The following is a 20,226-nucleotide window of genomic DNA, read 5'->3' as shown; positions in this document are numbered from 1 at the left end:
TGTCACCTCCAGAAAAAGGCCATTGCCATCATAATAAAATGCTATGTATATACGTCATTATACGCAAAAACTAATTCTGCTATTATAACATAAAAATAAAAAATTACCGTTCTAGAATTAGATAAATTATATCCTTTTAAGGACATTTTTGATAATTTAACTATTTAAATATAAAAACATAATACTATAGAACTATTTAATTGATTAATTTTAGATAAAAGTAATAGAATTTACTTAATTTTAAATATGGCAAATAAATGAATCATTTCTATCCATTTATCAGAATTTACTGACTATTAAACTTAAAATTTTGTTTTTTACGAGCAAAATGATTGCATCAAACAGCTAGCATGTTATATTATATTTAAAAAACTAGTCTTTTTTCGGTATGGTCGAAATCAGTAAGACAGCGGGAGATTATGGAATATCATAGTTATAACGTCTAGTTCTTTGGGTTTTAATTCCAGTACGAAATTTAGTTTTCTTCTTTATGCTTCAACGGAATTGTTTTAACTACCCTAGTAAAGGAGGCGTTTCGTATGCTTAAACATCGAGACCTGCATGAATGTACAGAGCTTTATGAGCTATTATCACACCCTTCTGTATTCCCTTTTGTCCGTCAGAAAGCCACATCCGCTGATGAATACTGGTTTATGACAAAGCAATTGATCGAAGAGGAAGCGAGAGGACTCGCTATCTCGAGGACCATTACTGATGACTGGGGTCAACCAATCGGCACCATTAGTATACACGATGTTGAAGACGGTGCAGGTTTTTTAGGAACGTGGATTGGACTCCCTTACCAAGGAAAAGGCTATAATCAAAAGGCAAAAATGCTTTTTTTAAACGAGTTATTTTTTGAATATAATTTTCATACGGTATTCCTCCGTATTCGCGTTGAAAATATAAAATCACAGCGTGCTGCGTTAAAATTACCCTATGTTGTGAGCGCTAATGAAAGTCACCCAACTTTGTTAGCTCAAGTAAATAGTGGTATGGCACAATTTGATTTATTTAAAATTCCAAAGGATTTATTCTACTTAACAACTGCTTATGAAATGCAAGAAGGCGAAGAGCAAGCAATGTAAGCCTATTACTATAAGAAGAAGCTATGAGGTGTTGTCATCATCGACATCCCTCATAGCTTTTTTAATGGATATTTATTTTTGATAGTGCAAAATTAATGACGCCATCTCGTCAGGCGTTTTTGGTTTCTTTGTTTTGGACATCGTTTCAACCATTTCCACTTGTCGCTCTGTTAATGTATAAACAGACTTCATGAAGGATTCCTTTGTTAAAGCTTCTTCCTGTAACACTTCTGCATAGCCTTGCTTTTTAAATAAATTAGCATTTAATATTTGATCACCACGGCTTTTTTGAGCAGATAATGGCACCAAAAGCATTGGTTTATGAAGTGCCAAAAATTCAAAGATAGAGTTTGACCCCGCTCGAGACACAATGAAGTCTGCTGCATGCATTAAATCAGGCAACTCTGTCGTCACATATTCAAATTGTTTATAGCCAGGCAATGAAGCTAACGTTTCATCATAATTCCCTTTCCCACATAGATGAATGACATAAAACTGTTTTAAAAGCTCTGGTAAATTTTTTCGAAGGGCATCATTTAAAACCACTGAGCCTAAGCTTCCACCCATGACAAGCAAAACAGGTTTTAATGTCGTAAAGCCACAGTATGCTAATCCTTTTGCTCTTTCCCCTTCCAACAATTCAGGACGAATGATGGAACCTGTACAAGTTGCTTTATCATTTGGTAAATGCTTCAATGTTTCTTCAAAAATGGTGAACACGTGAGAGGCAAAAGGTAGAGCAATTTTATTGGCAAGCCCAGGTGTCACATCTGATTCATGGATTACGACTGGAACACCTGCCAGTTTGGCTGCCATGACAACAGGGACAGAAACAAAGCCCCCTTTCGAAAATACGACTTGCGGCTTTACTTTTTTAATAATACGAAAAGCCTGCATCATTCCCGCAAGCACCTTAAATGGATCAGTAAAATTTTTCATTGAAAAGTAACGACGCAATTTGCCGCTTGCAATACCATAAAAAGGTACATCAGGGAAAGCCTCGCCTATTAATTCTTTTTCAATACCTTGTTCTGAGCCAATATAGTGGACATCATAACCTAGTTCAAGTAAAGACGGGAGTATCGCTTGGTTCAACGATACATGGCCAGCTGTCCCACCACCGGTTAAAATGATTGTTTGTTGTTTCACATGAATTCTCCTATTCCTTAAAAACCATTGTAGGTAGACTACTTTTTGTTTACAGTGTTCTATTTTACTATATGCCAACGAAAAGATATAGATGAAGCCATAAAATTTCAGCTTTTCTCTCTTTACATATGCTATACTTGTTCATTATGTTAATGAAGGAAGTATCATACATGTATCAAACATCCACTTTGAAAGAAAAATACGCACTACTTTTAAAAATGATTATCCCTATTCTAGTGACACAAGTAGCCATCTACCTTGTTTCTTTTTTTGATGTGTTAATGTCAAGTCGCTATGGGACGTCTGATTTAGCAGGTGTATCGATTGGTTCCTCCATCTGGATGCCGATTTATACAGGACTATCTGGCATTCTCCTAGCCATAACACCGATTGTCTCCCAACTTGTTGGGGCAAAAAAGGAAATGGATGCTAAAAAGGCTGTTCAACAAGGCATTTATGTCGCCATTACACTGTCCATCATTATTTTCATCGGACTTTTCTTTGGCATCGATTGGATACTTAGCAAAATGAGCTTAGAAACATCTGTACATACTATAGCTAAGGGCTACATCTATGCGATGTGCGCTGGTCTATTACCACTATTTTTATTTTTTGTTATGCGTTGTTTCATTGATGCACTCGGACAAACACGTGTCACGATGATCATTACCTTAATGACAACACCTATTAATATTGTATTGAATTACATTTTTATTTTCGGAAAATTTGGATTACCTGAGCTTGGTGGTATTGGAGCCGGGGTAGCCACAGCCATTACTTACTGGCTGATTTTCTTCATTACTGCTTGGATTATCGCAAAACGAGTGCCTTTTGAACGATTTCGTATGTTTCACGATTGGCGCAAGCCTGCATGGCTACAATGGAAGGAAATTTTGCTGATTGGTGTGCCGATTGGCATTTCACTCTTCGCAGAAACAAGTATTTTTTCAGCCGTCACAATGATGATGAGTAATTTTAGCACAACCATTATTGCTGCCCATCAGATTGCGATTAACTTCACTTCCCTCCTTTATATGGTGCCCCTAAGCATTTCGATGGGTGTCACCATTTTAGTGGGCTTTGAAATAGGTGCAGGCCGCATGCGAGATGCACGTACATATAGTTATCTTTGTGTGGGTACTGCCATCATCTTTAGCTTTATTTCTGCTTGTATACTCTTTATTTTCCGTGAACCCGTTGCGCACATGTATACGACAGATAGTAACGTCATTGAATATGCCGTGCAATTTTTAGTCTTTGCCGCTATTTTTCAGCTATCAGATTCCATCCAAGCCCCTGTACAAGGTGCTTTAAGAGGCTATAAAGATGTAATGATAACATTTATTATGGCCATTATTTCTTACTGGGTAATTGGTTTACCAGTTGGTTATTTGCTTGCGACCCACACAGATTTAGGGCCTTTTGGCTATTGGATTGGACTCGTTGCAGGATTGACTACTGGCGCTGCTACACTATTGATTCGCTTGCTACTTGTTCAAAAAAGAGTGACTGCTGCCTAATAAAATTCGCCTTATCCTAAGTTCTAGGAAAGGCGATTTTTTAACGTAAAACTCCTGTTCGAATGATTTTTACATCCACTTTCGGTTTGAGTAATAAAGAGGAGAATTCTGTATGCCAATCTTCTTTCTTAAACATGTTCGGATGGTAAGCCCGAATATAACGACCAATCCCTAATGTATCAGACTTTTGATTTTGAAGAATCCGCAAGACTTCTTCAAATTCAGCTTGCATTTTTTCCTCTATCATTTGTTGTACGTCCTGAAAAATTTCATCCTTATATAAATGATCGTGCGGAAATTCTTCAACCTCCACATCAATGGTATAGCTCATATCTATTGTTCGCAATTCCTCATTGACAGTCCATTTACGCTTCACCTTTAATACATCGACAGTAATCGGATTGACTTTCCCATCCTTTTGCCACAGATAGCTCATCCGTGCCGCTTTACTTTTTTGATTCATTAATAGCAGCATCGTTAAGGATTGGGACGGTGTTAATACAGTGCCCGTAAAGCTTGGTCCAGTAAATAAACCTAAGCCTCCTGCCACCACATGCTTTTTATCTTCACTAAGTTGAAAATAAGGCAAAGCTATATCAATTGTCTGATCAAAAAGCATCGAACCTACTTCTTGTAAATTGACCTTCGGAAAATAGGTATTATCTTCTGAACTTTCAATAAATCTTTGGTAATAGCTTCCAGCACTATTCGTTAAATCTTTTGTCAAATCTACAAACGGTTTGACATCCCCATCCGTAAGCGCCATTTTAATAGATATAGGATTTTGGGGGTCCCGAAAATAAATATCCAATAATTCATAGATCGATTCTCTCGCTGTATGATCAGAAATTAGAATCGTTGATAGCTCCGATAAATCAAGTGTTTGCTCCACTTTTAAATTTGCATTTGTCCGGACTTCACGGGGTGACAATCCTTCTGCTTCGATAATTTCCGTGTCTTGAGTCATCGAAGTCGGATAGGCATAATAACCTTTATACGCTCCAACATATCCTTCTATCCCTACGAGTGTCACAACGGAAGAGTTTTTATAAAGGCGCTCATCCCAACATCCAGCTAGCAGTAAGAACGACATGGCAATCATTAGCCCTTTACGATACACTTTTTCCCCTCCATTTATTCCAACCGATAATGACTATGGGTAATAAGAAAGTAAAGAAGATAAATACATAGTGTAAGGAATTTTTGATCAACTCAATGCTTCGAAAATGAATGACAAAGAGTGGTAGGATGGCTAGAAAAATATGATACACAATAATACGACTATTTGGATGCTGCTTTTTTTTCACAAAATGAAGCATTCGAAAAGATAGACCAAAAATCATGACGGTGACAATTGACCAAGAAAGCCAAATATAAACGAAAAAAATATCAAGTCGCTTGACAAATGTAACTTCCTGGGATTTTAAAATATACATAATGGGCTCCGGTATGAGGTTGATTTCTTCGATTGAGAAAAACATTTGTGTAAAAAGAACTGAAATAAAATAAAACACAAAAATAACTAGCTGATACATCAATAAGGGCTTTCCTTTTACCTGTAAATCTTTTTGTAAAAATGGTCGGTAAATTAGATACATTTCAATCCCAAAGTACGCATAGATGCTATGAATCAAACCAGCTCCTATTTGTTTTGTATGCTTCCATTCTATGGGGAAAAGATTACTCCAAGTTAAATCTGGTATCGCTAGCATTAGAAAAGTGACGAATAGGAAAATAATAGGAATCAACATCACACCAATATTGATGACCGTTTCGGGTCGACTTAAGTTGGCATATAGTGATAGTACAACAATAATGACAACGACTATCCACTCAGGTGTTTGTGGCAATACCCACGATGCCAAAACATAGCTCATATAGGCAATAAACGCAGCAGTCAATAACAGCCAATAGATTTGATAAACCCAACGAAAAAAAACATTTAAATAGAAATACGAATGATACCGTTCAAAAAATAGAAGTAGGCCATAATGTATCACACTCGCTACAATAAAAATTAACCATGAGCTATTTTTACTGGAGCTAATTAACGGCGTTTGAAAGGCGATGTAGACAATACCCGTTTGAAATATAAATAATAGTAAAAAGAACTGCGCCTTCGTCAAGGAAATATTCATGGTGTATCCTCGTTTTTGGCTTGTTCATCCTTTGGTGGTTGGAAAGATGTGACTTGCACGGTCGGCTTGATAAACGGCCAGCGTAAAAAAATTTTCAGCACAGCCTTCGGTTGAAAAGGAATGATAGGCGAAAAATAAGGCTGTTTCAAAGACGTCAAATTAATAAGATGAATGAGTAATATGACAACCCCCACGACAATCCCTAAAAACCCAAACAAAGAGGCTAGCACCATAAAGGGAAAACGTATCATCCGAATGGTACTATTTAATTCAACCGACGGGACAACATAGCTGGAAATAGCCGTTAAGGCGACGACTATTACCATTAAATTGGATACTAATCCCGCACTTACGATAGCATCCCCTATTACTAACCCCCCTACGATTCCAATCGTTTGTCCTACCGATTGTGGTAATCGAATACTTGACTCTCGAATTAATTCCATAATAATCTCTAGAATCAACGCTTCAATCAATGGTCGATAAGGAATTTCATTGACATCGTTTTTCACTTGATTACTTAATTCCAAAGGTAGGACTTCAAAGTGAAAACTAATGATCGCTATATAAAAAGCGGGCAAAAAAACGGCAGTTATAAATGACAGAAGACGAACAATTTTATAAAAAGAACCGACGACAACTCGACCATTATAGTCATCTGGCGTTTGATAGAAAGAAAAAAAAGTAACAGGACCAATGAAAGCCGTCGGTGAAATATCCGTCATGACTACAGCCTTACCCTCTACTAAATTGGCTACTACACGATCTGGATGCTCCGTATTTAACAATTGTGGAAAGGGAGATAACACCGAATCCTCTAACGCATCACTTAATTGACCAGAGCTATAAAAATAATCTATTTGAAGAGCTGCAATCCGCTTCTCTATCTCTTGTAATGTTTCTGGCTTTATTACCCCATCCATATAAAGATAATAGGCTTTTGTTTTCGTTTGTCGACCAATCGTAAATGATTTTACTACCAGTGCAGGATTATTGACACGCCTACGTATTAACGCTAAATTGGTATCCACACGTTCAATCAGACCTTCATGTGAACCGCGCAAAATACTTTCGTTACTCGGCTCTTCGAGATTTCGACGAACTTCATTCACTATAGTAAGTGCCAGCATTTTTCCTGTTTCAGGCAAAATAACGATGGTTTCTCCCTGACATACTCGCTCAATGGCGAGGGGTAATGAAAAATTGTCTAATGTTGTAATTAATGTTTCACTCCAAAAAGGTTTATCGGAATCTAAACGTGCATAAATGGTATCTAGAACTTTTTGCACTTCCTTCGCATCTACAAGAGACGTGTAAAAGCATAAAATAGCAGTATTTCCTTCATGCCAATCTACCTGTCTGACTGTCAAATCAGAGGAATGGTAGAATGCTTTTTGCAGGCTTTTCATCATATATTCCACTCTATCCATAAAACGCCTCCTCTACTTGAGAGTATAAGCATTTTTCGCTTATTTCAAACGCGTTATAGAGGGATTCATCGCCCAAAAAGATGCCCTGACGATATCATCTTGGCATCTTACTGAAAAATATTTTTATCTGTAACTGTACATCCATCCCCCTTTTCTACCTTCATGCCATCAAAAAAATGCCCTATAAGCCTAGTAGACTTATAAGACATTTTCTTGAACACAACTCTTATTTAGTAATAAATTGTTGCGTCCAGTAATTACCTGATTTCACGTAGCCTACACCAATATGCGTAAACTTACCATTTAAAATATTAGCACGGTGACCAGGTGAATCCATCCACGCTTGCACTACTTCTTGTGGTGAACGTTGACCTTGTGCAATGTTTTCTCCTGCACTTTTATAGGTAATCCCTAAAGCTTTCATACGATCAAATGGTGAACCGAATGTTGGGCTTGTATGTGAGAAATAGTTATTACTTTGCATATCCTGTGATTTTTCGCGAGCTGCCGCCATTAATTTATCATCCGTTTGTAATGGTGATAAACCAGCTTTTGTACGTTCAGCGTTTGTTAATTTTACTACCTCTTGTTCAAATGCGTTCACATCTGAAGTTGTTGTTGAAGGTGTAGAGCTAGCTGGTGGTGTTGCTGGTTTTTCGTTTTGTGATGATTGATTATTGTTTGGCGTTGCTGCCGTATTATTAGTATTTGTTGAAGGCGTCTCATTAGATGGTGTAGATGCCTGCGGGAATTGAATATTCCATTTATGATTGTTAGACCATTTATAATAAACTTTACAGTTTGTTGTTTGCTTTACTGAATTCCCCTCTGTTGTATTTGTAGCAGCAGAAGCTATTTGAATTGGAGCTGCTAAAAGAAATGTTGCACAAATTGCAGTTAGTGTTTTTTTCATGTTTGCAATTCCTCCTTCTATGCCATTTATCGTAAAGGATAATTTTCATTCAATTCTTACCAGCATTTGCTAACTACCCCAACGCGGAAATAAATACGCGAAAAATCTACGTTTTTTTGCTATATTTCTTAGTAGGATTAACCAATCTATGAAATACTTACGTTTGAAAGAGGGTTGACACCCCTTTAAATCTAGCTAATATTATCGTAAATTTGCCCCGAAAGCGAGTCCAAAATGTATGCGTTATTCACTGATTCAGTCCCTCTAAATATCCTTATCGAAAGCCCCCAGAATTGTGATATCACTACTTCTAGTGGCTCTTCTCACCATTTATATTACAAACATATTACAGACACGTTACATTCTCTTTACATAAAAATAAAAAAACCTGCGTAATCTACACATTGTCTAAATTGTGCAAATATCCACAGGTTTACATTTTCTTTATTGAATGCCAATGACAGGAAGAGATCCTACGTTTTCACCGATAATAACAAGCTTCGCAGGCATTTTTATATATTCCGGTAGCCATTGAACCATGCCATATGCATATTGGAATAGCATTGGATTTTTAACTCCTTCAATCGGTACATATCCTTTCATTCGATAAATTGTTTCAGGTAAGGCACGTACCCATTCTTCAAATTGCTCCTGGGTAAACTCCATATCAGCGAATTCTACTAAGCGCGAGCCAAGTTGCATAGAGGCTATCGGCGCTTTTACAATATCAGTTTTATCCATTTGTGCGGTTGCCTTTAAGCTTTCTAACAATGACAAAGGTACTCGTCCATTTGTCGTTTGCAAAATAAAGGCATGGGGATTTAAGCTTTGTAGCTCATAGACTACTTGCGCTTGCTCTGCCTCTGTTAAAAGATCTGTTTTATTCGCTAGTAATAGGTGAGCATGGCGAATTTGTTCCATAAATAGAGAACGTACTTGTGGTGTCAGAGTATCACGGTGAAGCCATAGCTTAGAATCTGCTACTGTAACAATGCCTTTGACATTAAGCTGATCAGCAAACAATGGTGAATACACCGCATCTAATGCCTCAACTGGATGAGCAGCACCAGTTGTTTCAATTATTAATACATCAAAATCACTATCTAATAGAAGAGATTGAATTTGTGCCTCCGTCTTTTCAGCACCTGAACAGCAAATACAGCCTTCTAGCATCTCTTTGAGTGGAATATCCTTTTCCACGGCCTGTGAGTCAAATGGTAGCTTGCCAAGTTCATTCATAATAACGGCTGGCTTTAAATTTTTTTCTTTTAGTTGGCGAATTACATCTGTCAGCATTGATGTTTTACCACTCCCTAAAAAGCCACTAAATAGGTATACATCCTTCATTCTCTTCTTCCTCCTATAAAAAAAGCTGTCGCAGATGCCGTGAAAGACGACTGTTGCGACAGCTGTATTTGTTAGTTTGTAGTTTCCTCAGCCTTTTCAGCTGTACCTAATAGAAGCTCTTTCGCTTTTAACAACTGAGGATCATCAGCTTTCATTTTTGCACGTAACGCATCCATTAATGCATACGTTGTATTTCCTGTTAAAACACCTGTCTCTTCAAGATTATTCGCAGCTTGTAATTGTTCTACTGCACGCGCTGTATTGTCATCGAAAAGACCATCTACTTCACCAGGTTCATACCCTAGTACTTGAAGCATCTCTTCTGCCGCCTTCACAGTGTCTGATTGCATACCTGCCTTCATTTCCATAGAAGCGTTCAAGTATGGTAACGAGGCATATGATGGGTAAGCAACCTTAACATCAGGAGTAATCCCTTTTTCATTAATCCAGTTACCGTTCGGCGTTAACCATTTACCTGTAGTAAATTTCAGATTAGAGCCGTCCTTCAACGGAGTGACATTTTGGACTGTGCCTTTACCAAAGGATGTTTCACCAACCACCTTTGCACCAACAGATTCTTTTAAGGCACCAGCTAAAATCTCAGAGGCAGAAGCACTACCACCATCAACTAGAACAGTGATTGGTAAATCGTATTTTTTACCAGCAATCGCATTTGTGACTTCTGGTTCTGCATCTTTTTCTTGTACCTGCACAATGGCTTTGCCTTCTGGTACAAATAAATTAGAAATATCCACTGCAGCCTTTAAGTAGCCACCAGGATTTTGACGTAAATCTAAAACAATCCCCTTCATACCTTTGCCTTCGTACTCAACAAGGATTTTTTCAAGCTCTTGAGCAGTTTGTTCACTAAACGATGTAATTTGAATATGGGCAATATTGCCATCAAGCATCTCACCGTATACAGTTTCTACTGGGATTTCATCACGAACAATAGTCATTTGTATAGGCTCAGTATTTTCGCCACGTTTCACTGATAATTTTACAGATGTTCCTTTTTCGCCGCGAATTAACGCAACTGCTTCTGTAGCACTGAAGCCTTGAATGCTTTTCCCATCGACCGTTAAGATGATATCTTTTGGTAATAAGCCTGCCTTTTCAGCAGGAGAATTTTTGATCGGTGACACAACTGTAATATAACCATTACGTTCTTGAATTTCTGCACCAATTCCTTGGAAGCTTGAAGATAAACCAGAGTTAAATTGGTCTGCTTCTTCCTTCACCATAAAATCAGAGTACGGATCGCCTAATGCATCGAACATGCCATTAATAGCACCATCAACTACTTTTTCATCCTCAATATCTTTGTAATAGTTATTTTTCAGTAAATCAAATGCTTCATATAATTTCGTAAATTCCTCACGTTCTACAGGAACTTTCACTTCTACCACTTTCTTATCACCAAATGTTAACGCAAAAATCGTTAAGCCGGCAGTAATAAGAATTGTAAAGAACATTAGCATGATGAATTTAAACGGTTTTAATTGTATAAATTGTCCTGCTGGCTTGATTTCAGCAGGCGTTGGCTCTTGCTGCTGCTCTGTACTTTCTTTTTTCTGTTCATCCATCTTGATTGTCACCACTCTCATATACACTAACTTGTTGTCACACTATTACCATCTTAACAGGTTATACAGAAGACGAAAAGAAAAAGACTGTCCAAATTTTATGACAGACCTTGTCTGATCATGCTTCCAACCATCTAGCATCCTAATGCTCATGAATCCATTGTTCCCTATAAAAGCTTTAGGTATATAATGGTACTGCCTTCTAATTTTACTCATTTCCTAGTAGCAGTCAACTAAAAAATCAATTGACTCATAGAAATACTATAAGATTATAACGTGCCAATGACTCAAAAAGTTTCAAATCATGGACATTTTTTTACACAGGTACTCCTAATACTGTGCTGAAGCTTTTTATAGACCGAATGAACCGTTAATCGGTGAAAAGAAATAAGCTGTCCATTATAGATGACAGAGAAGACCTCATAGGGTGGCGGCGATTTCTCCATCAACTTTTCCATGCTTTTAATCTTGAACCAGGTCAACTGAGAGGCATAGCTTGCTGGCTGCGACTAAGACGTTTTCCGTCGTAACTTCCACATATAAGAAAGCCTACTAATCGTTTATTCCAATTAACAGGGAAATGCAGGAACCCATTTTTCTTGCTCCTTCAATAACAGCCTATTCCTCCCAACAATTGTCTATCCATTTCAACGATCTATATATATGTCAATGACCGCTCCTCCAATATGCTGTCGTTCTGTTAATTTTACCATTTCCTGTGAATCAATTAAATCGTTCTCCTTTTCTCTTCCTCACGCATATGATGCAAGTAACGACAAACATAAGGAGGAAAAATAATGGGAAGAAATAATAAGCCCAATCAAAACAATGATTCCCTAGAAATTTATGCAGCTAAGTTAGCTTATATTGGTACTGCCATTTCAACACTAGGAGATGGCCTACAGACTATTGCATCAGGTCTCGCACTAGAGGCACTTGTCAACGCTAATAAGGATACTTCTCAAAATAATAATGGAGACAGTCAGTCGAACGTTCAAATTGATACTATGCAGAAGCAAATTGATTACTTAATTAGTGAGCTGAAGCACATCAAAAAATTGTTAAAATAACCTTTACATAAAGAGATAGCACCATAAAAAGTAGTGTTGAAAGAAGACTCTCAACACTACTGTTTTTTTCCATTTTTTTATGCGCCATCTGCACTTCAAGCAATTCTGAAACCGTCACAAATCGATAACCCTGTTTTTCAAGCTCCGGTAATATTTGCTCCAGTGCCTTCACAGTTTGTGCTCGGTTACCTCCACCATCATGGAATAACACAATATTACCTGCCTTTACTCCTTTTAATACGGTATTCACTATTCGATTAACTCCTGGACTTTTCCAGTCAAGCGTATCCAAATGCCAGGACCACATCACCACTTTATAGCCCTCTTTGGCAATTGCATCTATCATTGCATCGGAGAATTGCCCTTCCACCGGACGGAATAATGTTGGTTTAAAGCCGGTAATACTGTAAAGAGTTGCATTGGTTTGATCAATTTCCTTCATCAAATTTGAGACATTTGTTTTTAAAGGATGCGTATAGGTGTGGTTGGCCAATTCATGCCCTTCATCGTACATTCTCGAAATAAGCTCAGGGTTTTTTTCTGCATTTTGACCGACAATGAAGAAAGTGGCTTTTGCTTGATATTTATCCAAAACATCCAGAACATCCGCTGTGTAGGTGCGATGTGGTCCATCATCAAAAGTAAGAGCAATGATTTTCTCCTCCGTTTGGATTTCCCATAGTATTTGCCCCGCTTCTTCATAATACTTTCTCCCTTTATTGTCATAAGTACTCGCCTTGACATAAAAAAATGACACCGTAACCAAACAAAGTGGCAGTAAAAACAGTAATACTTTTTTCAAATCTTCACGTCCCCAAAATTTTTTTCGTACTTTATTATTTGAGGAATTCGCAAAAAAATGCTTACGTTTCAATAAATAATAAAAATGCATTTTACCATAACTGAGAGATAATGGCTGTGAAGATAGGTTTTCCAACAACACCAAAATCTTCTAAATTAAGCTCGTCCATCATAATAAGATTTCGACTATAGGCATTTTGATAGCCTTCGCTTTGACCTATTAGACTTGGTCTTATGTAGACTATGGTGAAGCGTTAAACAGCTTTTTGATAAACCATTGGACCATTTATTCGAGTCACGATGTTCTGGCGTTTTAAGAGGCTAAAAATGTAAATGTTCAATGATGCTCTGAATAATGCTCATCTTCATTTTGATAAGTTGTAAAATATCGCAAATACTACATTTGGACAAGCCATTTAAAACGGAAGCAATCAACATAAAAATGGGCAAAATAACCCCGCTCAATGTTATAGAAATTGGCTTTAAACGCAAAATTTGATACGCCTGCTGCCATAAAATACGGATTATATAGCCTTAGCTCTAGCTTTGTATATTGTTGATGAAAAAAACAAAATAGCACTGATAGATAGCTCGATGGCGTTTTTTATGGTGAATCTGTTTATGCATTTTTTGTACAAATCGATCACAAAAATCATTATCCAATGCATCCTCAGCCCTTAACAGCCCTTCTTTTCGTTCAAAAACAGCGACCCAAACCCCTCTTTCTCTCATAAATGTTTGCTGTTTGTCCATTTACTATATCAAAGAAAGTTAGTGGTGTAGTGCGCTTAGAGGCATCTAATGACCATTTTCACAAAGAAGCTTCAGCTATAAGCGCTGTACATGGCAAAATTGTCCCTTCATTGCGTACATTAATTACCAAACGCGAACACAAGCTCCATTTCACAAACCATTTCTCCATCAACTGTCGCGAGTCCCTTCCCTTTACCGATTGAGCCTTTTATGCGTGTAATTTCAACTTCAAGTCGTAATTGATCTCCAGGTTTCACTTGTTTTTTAAAGCGACATTCATCTATTCCTGCCAGTAATCCTAGTCTTCCCTCATTGCCTTCCTTCGTCAGCATGATTACAGCGCTAACTTGGGCTAATGCCTCCACAATGAGCACACCTGGCATTACAGGATACTGAGGAAAATGTCCATTAAAAAACTCCTCATTGATGGTCACATTTTTAAGACCTACCGCACGTTTCCCTTCCTCTAATTCCACAATGCGATCTACTAAAAGGAATGGATAGCGATGTGGCAAAATTTCTTGAATTTGTTGACTAGTTAACAAGAAGATACCTCCCATTTTTTAATGACCTAATTCTATCATTAAATATTATTAGTTGGTACTAATAAAATCGTTACATGCATAAAAATTCCATTCAATCTGAATAAACCACCTCGTTCAAATATTTTCTGAATATTTTTTCATTCCTTTTTCAATATTTCTTTATCGACAGTTCTATAGTCACTAGAATATAATATGTCATGCATTCACCCTAGAATGATTAGTTTATTAGAATAGGATGGTAAGCATGTTATCTTTTATCGCAATAGTTCTTTTATTATTTTTAATTCCAGGACCTGCAGTTATTATCACCATTACACAAACGCTAAAAAGTGGTAAGAAAAACGGCATTTACACAGCCTTAGGTATCGGCCTCGGTGACTTAGTCCATACGTTAGCAGCCGTTTTAGGTCTATCAGCTATTTTAATGCAATCTGCCACAGCCTTTGAAGTGGTGAAATATGTTGGTGTAGCTTATCTTGTATATTTAGGGATACAGATGCTTGTTACGAAACCGAAGAAAATTGAACAACCTACTGTGGAACAAAGCCCTGCGAGTACATCATTCCGCCAAGGCTTTTTAGCAGAAATACTAAATCCAAAGACGGCCTTATTTTTCCTTGCCTTTTTACCACAATTTATCCAGCATAATGAGACATCTATTACAGTCCAGCTGCTGACACTTGGCATTACTTTCGTAGTAATGAGCGCGTTGTATACTATTTTACTAGCTGTTGTGACAAGCTTTATCGGTGAAAAAATCTTTACAAAAGCAAGTGGCAGCTCCCGTTGGCTTGAAAAAACAGTTGGCTTTGTCTATATCGGTCTCGGTGTAAGACTAGCTTTGCAAACACAAAGTAAATAAATGTGACTAGAAGAACCCTCATCAGAGTTCTTCTTTTTTTTTTGCAGGAAATTAGGTGAAAATAGCTAATACATACTTCAAGGAGGTTTTACAATGAATCAGCGACAAGAAAATTTATTTCAACAACTACAGCATTACCGGAGCGAGCTACTACAAGTACTAGATGATGTAACAGAGGAAAAGGCCCATATCATTCCAACTGGCTTCCGCAATAATATCCGCTGGAATATGGGCCATTTATATCTTGATCAATATTTATGGATAGAGGCTCTAACGAAAGAAAAACAAGAGGAATTAAATTCTTTCGTTCACTGGTTTGGGTTCGGCACCTCACCTGATGATTTTGATGAAAATACGCCATCTTTTGAGGCATTAAAAATATTATTGGCACAGCAGCCAGAACAGCTAAAGGAACAATATGGTCATCGACTGATGGAAGAATTTTCCCCTATTGAGATGGGCATGCAAACCATTGAACAAGTGTTATGGCGGACTATTTTCCATGAGGGCATGCATATACAGGCTGTCTTAACGATTCATCGGATTCTAAAGGAGTCTCAGCAGGAAGCTTCTTAAAATCCTTTTGCCACTTAAGGGTGATTGACATCAACCAATATTCTATCTATCTTTATCAAGCAACTATAGGATTTTTATGTAAAATATAACAAGCTTATAGATCAACATAATCTATAAGCCGTGACGCCTCTTACTGTTTCGGTGTATTAGCTGTCAAAGGATTCGCATTAGCTACTAATTGAACAGGTGTTGTCGTTTGTTGGTAGCTATCCTTCTGTCCTTGACTTGATTTCCCGTAACCTTTCATAGCAGCGAACAATGCTGCACCTACTATGCCCCAAGTTAAAAACTTCACAAAAAAACCTCCTTTCACGATTAGTATTCGATTTCAAAACCGGTTTATACACTGTTAAAAATTAATAAATAGTAAACTATCACAATCGTAATTGAATTTTATGGTAAAATAAGGTCGTAAAAATAAAGGAGGATAATTTCCATGAAAAAAATCTTTACAGGCTTATTATTAACCTCTGTATTATGGACAGCTTCCCCTGCTGACGCAGCAACACCTCAGCTTATGATTGACGAAGTTGTTGTGAAAACAGATGCAGCACCTGAGGTCAAAAACAATCGTACCATGGTACCATTGCGAGTAATTAGTGAAAATCTAGGTGCACAGGTTCAATGGAAGGATTCACAAATTACTCTTACCATGAACCAATCAACTGTTTTGTTAACATTAAACAGTCAGACCGTCATGAAAAATGGTAAGGCCGAGCACTTGGATGCAACACCATATCTTAAAAACAATCGTACTTATGTACCGCTTCGCTTTATTGCGGAAACATTCGGCAGTCAAGTTGATTACAAACAAAGTACTGTCACTATTGCCACTAAGCCATTATTATTAAACAATCAAAAAATCAAGGCCCTTCACTATGAATATCACATGACGATGGGTGGCATTATTCAAGAAATGAAGGGCAATAGCTATCATCACGCTATGTTCAAGATTTTTCAGCAAAAAGGAGCTAAAGTAGAAGCTCCTAAAGACTATTCTTGGCAATTAAATCTGGACGTACCTGGATCTTATTATAAGCTTGGACAATATGATTTTTTAAACGCTGACAATAAAAGTGTTCAGCAGTTCGATATGTACTCATTAAATCAGGCATTCCCGGATGAATTATTAGAAGGTTATCCTACTGTTCTTCTCCATGATGTTAGTAATGATAGTTGGTATATATTCTCAGATATTAACAAGGAGTCTATTCAAAAGCTTATTAATGCGGCCACTAACAACGGATTCAACAAAATTATTAGCAACACCGTTGCTTAAAAAATAACAGTAAACTAAACATATTCTGTATGAAAATGTGCAAAATATTCATATCAACGATTTATGGATGGAGGTTTGCCTCATGCAGAAATTACTGTCATTTAGTTTGGTATTATTTTTATTATTTGCTTTATCAGCCTGTTCATCAGAGGAAGCGCCGCCAAGCGAAGAAGCTGAAGCTAAAGAACAGACCGTGAATGCACAACCAAAAGAAAACCTCGACTTGTTAAATGTTGACCGAGGTTTAGCAATACACAAATAAATAAAAAAAGCGTGTTTGGACTAGACTCTAAACACGCTTTCAATATGAATTATTTTTGGATAATCTGAATAAGATTGCCACAAGTATCATCTAAGACCGCTATTGTGACCGCTCCCACTTTTGTTGGCACCATCGTAAATTCTACGCCTTTTTCTAATAATTGCTTGTATTCTTCGTGAATATCTGCTACACCAAACATCGTGGCAGGAATACCCTCAGCAAATATTCTCTTTTGGTAATCCTTTGCGGCAGGATGTTCATCCGGCTCCAGTAAAAGCTCAGTTCCTTCTAAATCATTTGGCGATACAAGCGTCAGCCATCTATGTTTTCCTAATGGTTCGTCTTCCTTTTTTACAAATCCAAGCTTTTCTGTATAAAATGACAATGCCTTTGCTTGGTCTGTTACAAAAATACTGTTCACAATAATGTTCATTTGAATAGCCTCCTCTGCTAGTTAACGCAACTTGCTTGCCTCCACCTGTTCATGTTCGTAAAATTATTCTACCCACTCTTTCAATAAGTGGCTCATTGTAAAACATAACAATTCGGTAGTTGCCCTTCCTCATGAAAGTGACAAGCCCGGTCCCCTCCAAAACAACAAGATGTTTAGCAATTGCTTGTCTCGTTATGGAAAGCTCATACTTCAAAAGTAGATGAACCGTGAGCTCATACAAGGTCATTTCATTTCGTTCACATAGTTCATCTATGATAAGCCTCCTAGTCGAGTTCGCAAGTGCTTTAAATATAGCATCTTTGTCCCATTTCATAAAACGAGTATAGACAACTTTTTTTGCCCTCTTTTTAAATTTTTTAGCGTCTATCATTTGCAAAAACACACAAAAAAAGCTGTCGCCGACACGTTTTTTAGATAACCTGTCGAGGACAGCTAAGTCTTATAATCACCATTAAAGCACATGGCGTTAGTCGTGCACTATCACATTAAAGAAAAGCTACCAAATGGATATCTGTTGCAATGCTTATTCACTAGGGCAATTTTGCAAAATTGTACAACTGCTCATTATTCACGCTTTAGATATTCACAACATCAGCTAAAATACGCCAAACCGCTAAGCCAAATAAAATGTCGTCTTGTGTTGTTATCATTATCTACATATTTGTCGTAATGCGATGCGACTATTCAATTTCTGGTATAGCGCTTGGTTTGCTGGGTTTAAATCAGCAATGTTAACGCTTATTCGTTGTCCTCCCAACTAGGAAATAATTTCCACAATTGCACCATGGACATTCAAAACGAAACAGGTATTAGTAAATCCATGTGAGTAAAAGCTCTCATGAAGAGGAACACAGCAAGCATGAGTAGAACACTCACACTTGCTGTATTTTTATAAGGGTAACACCGTGGAATATTTGATTTCCCGTAACGATAAATTTGTTTGAATTCTAGAGATCCCTAACTTATTTAATTTCCGAATAAATCGATTCAATTCTTGTCGATCTCGAATGACGATTTTTAATAAGTAATCATAGGCACCTGTTAAACAATGACATTCCAATATTTCTGTCATCGTTTTTAAGCTCGTTTCCAATTCTTCTATTTCCTTCGCTTGATGGATATCCGTACTCATAAAAACATAGCACAGTAAATCAAATCCTAGTTTTTCCTGATTTAAAATAGCAACTTGCTGATCGATGTATCCTTCGTTTTCCAATCGTTTGACTCTTGTATGTGTCGCTGGTGGCGATAAGTTTACACGTCTAGCCAATTCGGCATTACTAATATGAACCTCTCTCTGCAAAATATCTAAAATTTGAAGATCCATACTGTCTAGACCTTTCGTTTTGCTATCCTCCATAGCTGTGTCCCCTTTCGATTATTTTTCGTTATGTATTTACGAAGCTATTTTTCCGAAGATTATTTTTATAAAATCACAATAACTTTAGTTTATTTCAAATAAAATCACTTTCACAAAATATTATACAGTCAATTCACAATTGATGCTATGATTCTTAGTATACATAAAGGTAAAAGAGGGTGTTACGAGCTTTGGTTAAATTGTATATAGGTCTAATGCTTATCACAAGTTTACTGTGGGGTGGAAATTTTGTTGTTGCCAAGACGCTTGTTGCACATGCATCACCTTTGACATTGACAACGGTCAGATGGTTAATTGCTGTCATTGTCCTTGTCCCTTTAGTTTGGTGGAAAGAAAAAAAATTAGTTCCTCCAAAACAAGCCATTGTTCCGTTAATGTTGATGGGGGTTACTGGGGTTGCTTTCTTTAATATCTTTCAATTTTTAGCATTGGAGCGTACGACATCTACTAATGCTGGGCTTATCTCTACTATGAATACAATATCCATTGCCCTGTTTTCGTTTGTCTTGCTTAAAGAAAAAATAACAAAGTGGCAGTTATCGGCAATGATTTTATCCTTGTTCGGAGTAGTTCTCGTTCTTTCAAAAGGAGATTGGCAGCTATTGCTGGATTTCCAGTTCAATACAGGTGATTTATGGATGTTGGCAGCCGTGTGTGTTTGGGGACTGTATTCCGTCTGTAGTAAATGGGCTATGCAAACAACCTCACCATTAATGGCTACCTTTTATGCAGGAATATTTGGTGTGCTGATGCTCCTACCATTTACGAGCACAGATTTCACCTTCACAAATGTCAATACATCTTTCATTCTTTCCATGCTATATACGGGTATTATCTCAACCGTTGTTTGTATGGTATTTTGGAATATCGGTGTACAGAAGCTAGGCGCGACAACATCGGGGATTTTTTTAAACTTCAATCCAATTTTCACCGCCCTTCTCGCCTATTTATTTATTGGAGAAAATATGTCTTGGCTTCAGGGAATTGGTGGACTTATCGTCATTGTGGGATGCTATTTATTCACTCAGTTTAAAGCAAAAGTTCCGCAGGCGATTATATAAAGAAAAAATGC

Annotated in this window: 21 protein-coding genes; 8 read left to right on the top strand and 13 right to left on the bottom strand. The window is 37.3% G+C overall.

Annotated features, from left to right (window positions below; all coding sequences use genetic code 11):
* Positions 1–539 precede the first annotated feature (539 nt).
* On the top strand, positions 540–1,088 hold the full coding sequence (locus A2J09_RS06890) for a GNAT family N-acetyltransferase (RefSeq protein ID WP_012294401.1): 549 nt from the start codon (positions 540–542) through the stop codon (positions 1,086–1,088).
* Positions 1,089–1,160: 72 nt separating this feature from the next.
* On the opposite strand, the gene A2J09_RS06885 is transcribed toward A2J09_RS06890, so the two are convergent.
* On the bottom strand, positions 1,161–2,237 hold the full coding sequence (locus A2J09_RS06885) for an undecaprenyldiphospho-muramoylpentapeptide beta-N-acetylglucosaminyltransferase (RefSeq protein WP_012294400.1): 1,077 nt from the start codon (positions 2,235–2,237) through the stop codon (positions 1,161–1,163).
* Positions 2,238–2,407: 170 nt separating this feature from the next.
* On the opposite strand from A2J09_RS06885, the gene A2J09_RS06880 reads away from it, so the two are divergent.
* Positions 2,408–3,757 (top strand): MATE family efflux transporter, encoded by a 1,350-nt coding sequence (locus A2J09_RS06880; RefSeq protein ID WP_036161618.1) that lies wholly within the window; start codon positions 2,408–2,410, stop codon positions 3,755–3,757.
* Positions 3,758–3,797: 40 nt separating this feature from the next.
* Here the strand turns inward: A2J09_RS06880 and A2J09_RS06875 are convergent, their stop codons facing one another.
* The 6 genes from A2J09_RS06875 to A2J09_RS06850 form a co-directional block, all read right to left on the bottom strand.
* Positions 3,798–4,877, bottom strand: a complete 1,080-nt coding sequence (locus A2J09_RS06875) for a Ger(x)C family spore germination protein (RefSeq protein ID WP_012294398.1) — start codon at positions 4,875–4,877, stop codon at positions 3,798–3,800.
* Entirely contained in the window at positions 4,867–5,895 is a 1,029-nt protein-coding gene (locus A2J09_RS06870) for a GerAB/ArcD/ProY family transporter (protein ID WP_012294397.1), read from the bottom strand. The genes A2J09_RS06875 and A2J09_RS06870 overlap by 11 nt, the downstream gene beginning before the upstream one ends.
* Positions 5,892–7,325 carry a spore germination protein gene (locus A2J09_RS06865; RefSeq protein WP_012294396.1) on the bottom strand — a complete coding sequence of 478 codons (1,434 nt, stop codon included), beginning with the start codon at positions 7,323–7,325 and terminating at the stop codon, positions 5,892–5,894. The genes A2J09_RS06870 and A2J09_RS06865 overlap by 4 nt, the downstream gene beginning before the upstream one ends.
* A gap of 226 nt (positions 7,326–7,551) precedes the next feature.
* On the bottom strand, positions 7,552–8,238 hold the full coding sequence (locus A2J09_RS06860) for a CAP domain-containing protein (protein WP_012294395.1): 687 nt from the start codon (positions 8,236–8,238) through the stop codon (positions 7,552–7,554).
* A 444-nt stretch (positions 8,239–8,682) separates the two neighbouring features.
* Entirely contained in the window at positions 8,683–9,585 is a 903-nt protein-coding gene (locus tag A2J09_RS06855) for a CobW family GTP-binding protein (protein WP_031418173.1), read from the bottom strand.
* A 71-nt stretch (positions 9,586–9,656) separates the two neighbouring features.
* A complete protein-coding gene (locus A2J09_RS06850) occupies positions 9,657–11,171 on the bottom strand; it encodes a lmo1851 family serine protease (RefSeq protein ID WP_031418171.1) in 1,515 nt (504 codons plus the stop codon).
* 797 nt (positions 11,172–11,968) lie between these two features.
* Here A2J09_RS06850 and A2J09_RS06845 point away from each other — a divergent pair.
* A complete protein-coding gene (locus tag A2J09_RS06845) occupies positions 11,969–12,241 on the top strand; it encodes a hypothetical protein (RefSeq protein WP_012294394.1) in 273 nt (90 codons plus the stop codon).
* Here the strand turns inward: A2J09_RS06845 and A2J09_RS06840 are convergent.
* Positions 12,222–13,043, bottom strand: coding sequence for a polysaccharide deacetylase family protein (locus A2J09_RS06840; RefSeq protein WP_080695249.1), 822 nt, complete (start codon positions 13,041–13,043; stop codon positions 12,222–12,224). The two genes, A2J09_RS06845 and A2J09_RS06840, sit on opposite strands and share 20 nt — an antisense overlap.
* A gap of 871 nt (positions 13,044–13,914) precedes the next feature.
* Positions 13,915–14,340 (bottom strand): 3-hydroxyacyl-ACP dehydratase FabZ, encoded by a 426-nt coding sequence (gene fabZ / locus A2J09_RS06835; RefSeq protein ID WP_036161614.1) that lies wholly within the window; start codon positions 14,338–14,340, stop codon positions 13,915–13,917.
* A gap of 244 nt (positions 14,341–14,584) precedes the next feature.
* Here fabZ and A2J09_RS06830 point away from each other — a divergent pair, with 244 nt between their 5' ends.
* Together A2J09_RS06830 and A2J09_RS06825 are read left to right on the top strand one after the other, a co-directional pair.
* On the top strand, positions 14,585–15,202 hold the full coding sequence (locus A2J09_RS06830) for a LysE family translocator (protein ID WP_012294389.1): 618 nt from the start codon (positions 14,585–14,587) through the stop codon (positions 15,200–15,202).
* Positions 15,203–15,295: 93 nt separating this feature from the next.
* Positions 15,296–15,778: a DinB family protein gene (locus A2J09_RS06825; RefSeq protein ID WP_012294388.1), complete on the top strand. Its 483-nt coding sequence runs from the start codon at positions 15,296–15,298 to the stop codon at positions 15,776–15,778.
* A gap of 130 nt (positions 15,779–15,908) precedes the next feature.
* On the opposite strand, the gene A2J09_RS23910 is transcribed toward A2J09_RS06825, so the two are convergent.
* Positions 15,909–16,073 carry a hypothetical protein gene (locus tag A2J09_RS23910; protein WP_171821090.1) on the bottom strand — a complete coding sequence of 55 codons (165 nt, stop codon included), beginning with the start codon at positions 16,071–16,073 and terminating at the stop codon, positions 15,909–15,911.
* A gap of 141 nt (positions 16,074–16,214) precedes the next feature.
* On the opposite strand from A2J09_RS23910, the gene A2J09_RS06820 reads away from it, so the two are divergent.
* Together A2J09_RS06820 and A2J09_RS06815 are read left to right on the top strand one after the other, a co-directional pair.
* Entirely contained in the window at positions 16,215–17,057 is an 843-nt protein-coding gene (locus tag A2J09_RS06820; RefSeq protein WP_031418166.1) for a copper amine oxidase N-terminal domain-containing protein, read from the top strand.
* 82 nt (positions 17,058–17,139) lie between these two features.
* Positions 17,140–17,319, top strand: a complete 180-nt coding sequence (locus A2J09_RS06815) for a hypothetical protein (protein WP_036161610.1) — start codon at positions 17,140–17,142, stop codon at positions 17,317–17,319.
* 49 nt (positions 17,320–17,368) lie between these two features.
* Here the strand turns inward: A2J09_RS06815 and A2J09_RS06810 are convergent, their stop codons facing one another.
* The 3 genes from A2J09_RS06810 to A2J09_RS06800 form a co-directional block, all read right to left on the bottom strand.
* Positions 17,369–17,752 (bottom strand): VOC family protein, encoded by a 384-nt coding sequence (locus A2J09_RS06810; RefSeq protein WP_012294384.1) that lies wholly within the window; start codon positions 17,750–17,752, stop codon positions 17,369–17,371.
* 49 nt (positions 17,753–17,801) lie between these two features.
* Positions 17,802–18,086 (bottom strand): ArsR/SmtB family transcription factor, encoded by a 285-nt coding sequence (locus tag A2J09_RS06805; RefSeq protein ID WP_375142630.1) that lies wholly within the window; start codon positions 18,084–18,086, stop codon positions 17,802–17,804.
* A gap of 576 nt (positions 18,087–18,662) precedes the next feature.
* Positions 18,663–19,133: an Lrp/AsnC family transcriptional regulator gene (locus tag A2J09_RS06800; RefSeq protein ID WP_012294382.1), complete on the bottom strand. Its 471-nt coding sequence runs from the start codon at positions 19,131–19,133 to the stop codon at positions 18,663–18,665.
* A gap of 215 nt (positions 19,134–19,348) precedes the next feature.
* Between A2J09_RS06800 and A2J09_RS06795 the strand changes: the two genes are divergently transcribed.
* Positions 19,349–20,215, top strand: a complete 867-nt coding sequence (locus tag A2J09_RS06795; RefSeq protein ID WP_012294381.1) for a DMT family transporter — start codon at positions 19,349–19,351, stop codon at positions 20,213–20,215.
* The last annotated feature ends 11 nt before the right edge of the window (positions 20,216–20,226 follow it).

It is taken from the genome of Lysinibacillus sphaericus (genome assembly GCF_001629735.1).
GTDB classification, from domain to species: Bacteria; Bacillota; Bacilli; order Bacillales_A; family Planococcaceae; genus Lysinibacillus; species Lysinibacillus pinottii.
Note: the sequence above shows the minus strand (reverse complement) of the source record. Positions and strands in the feature narration are given on the sequence as shown.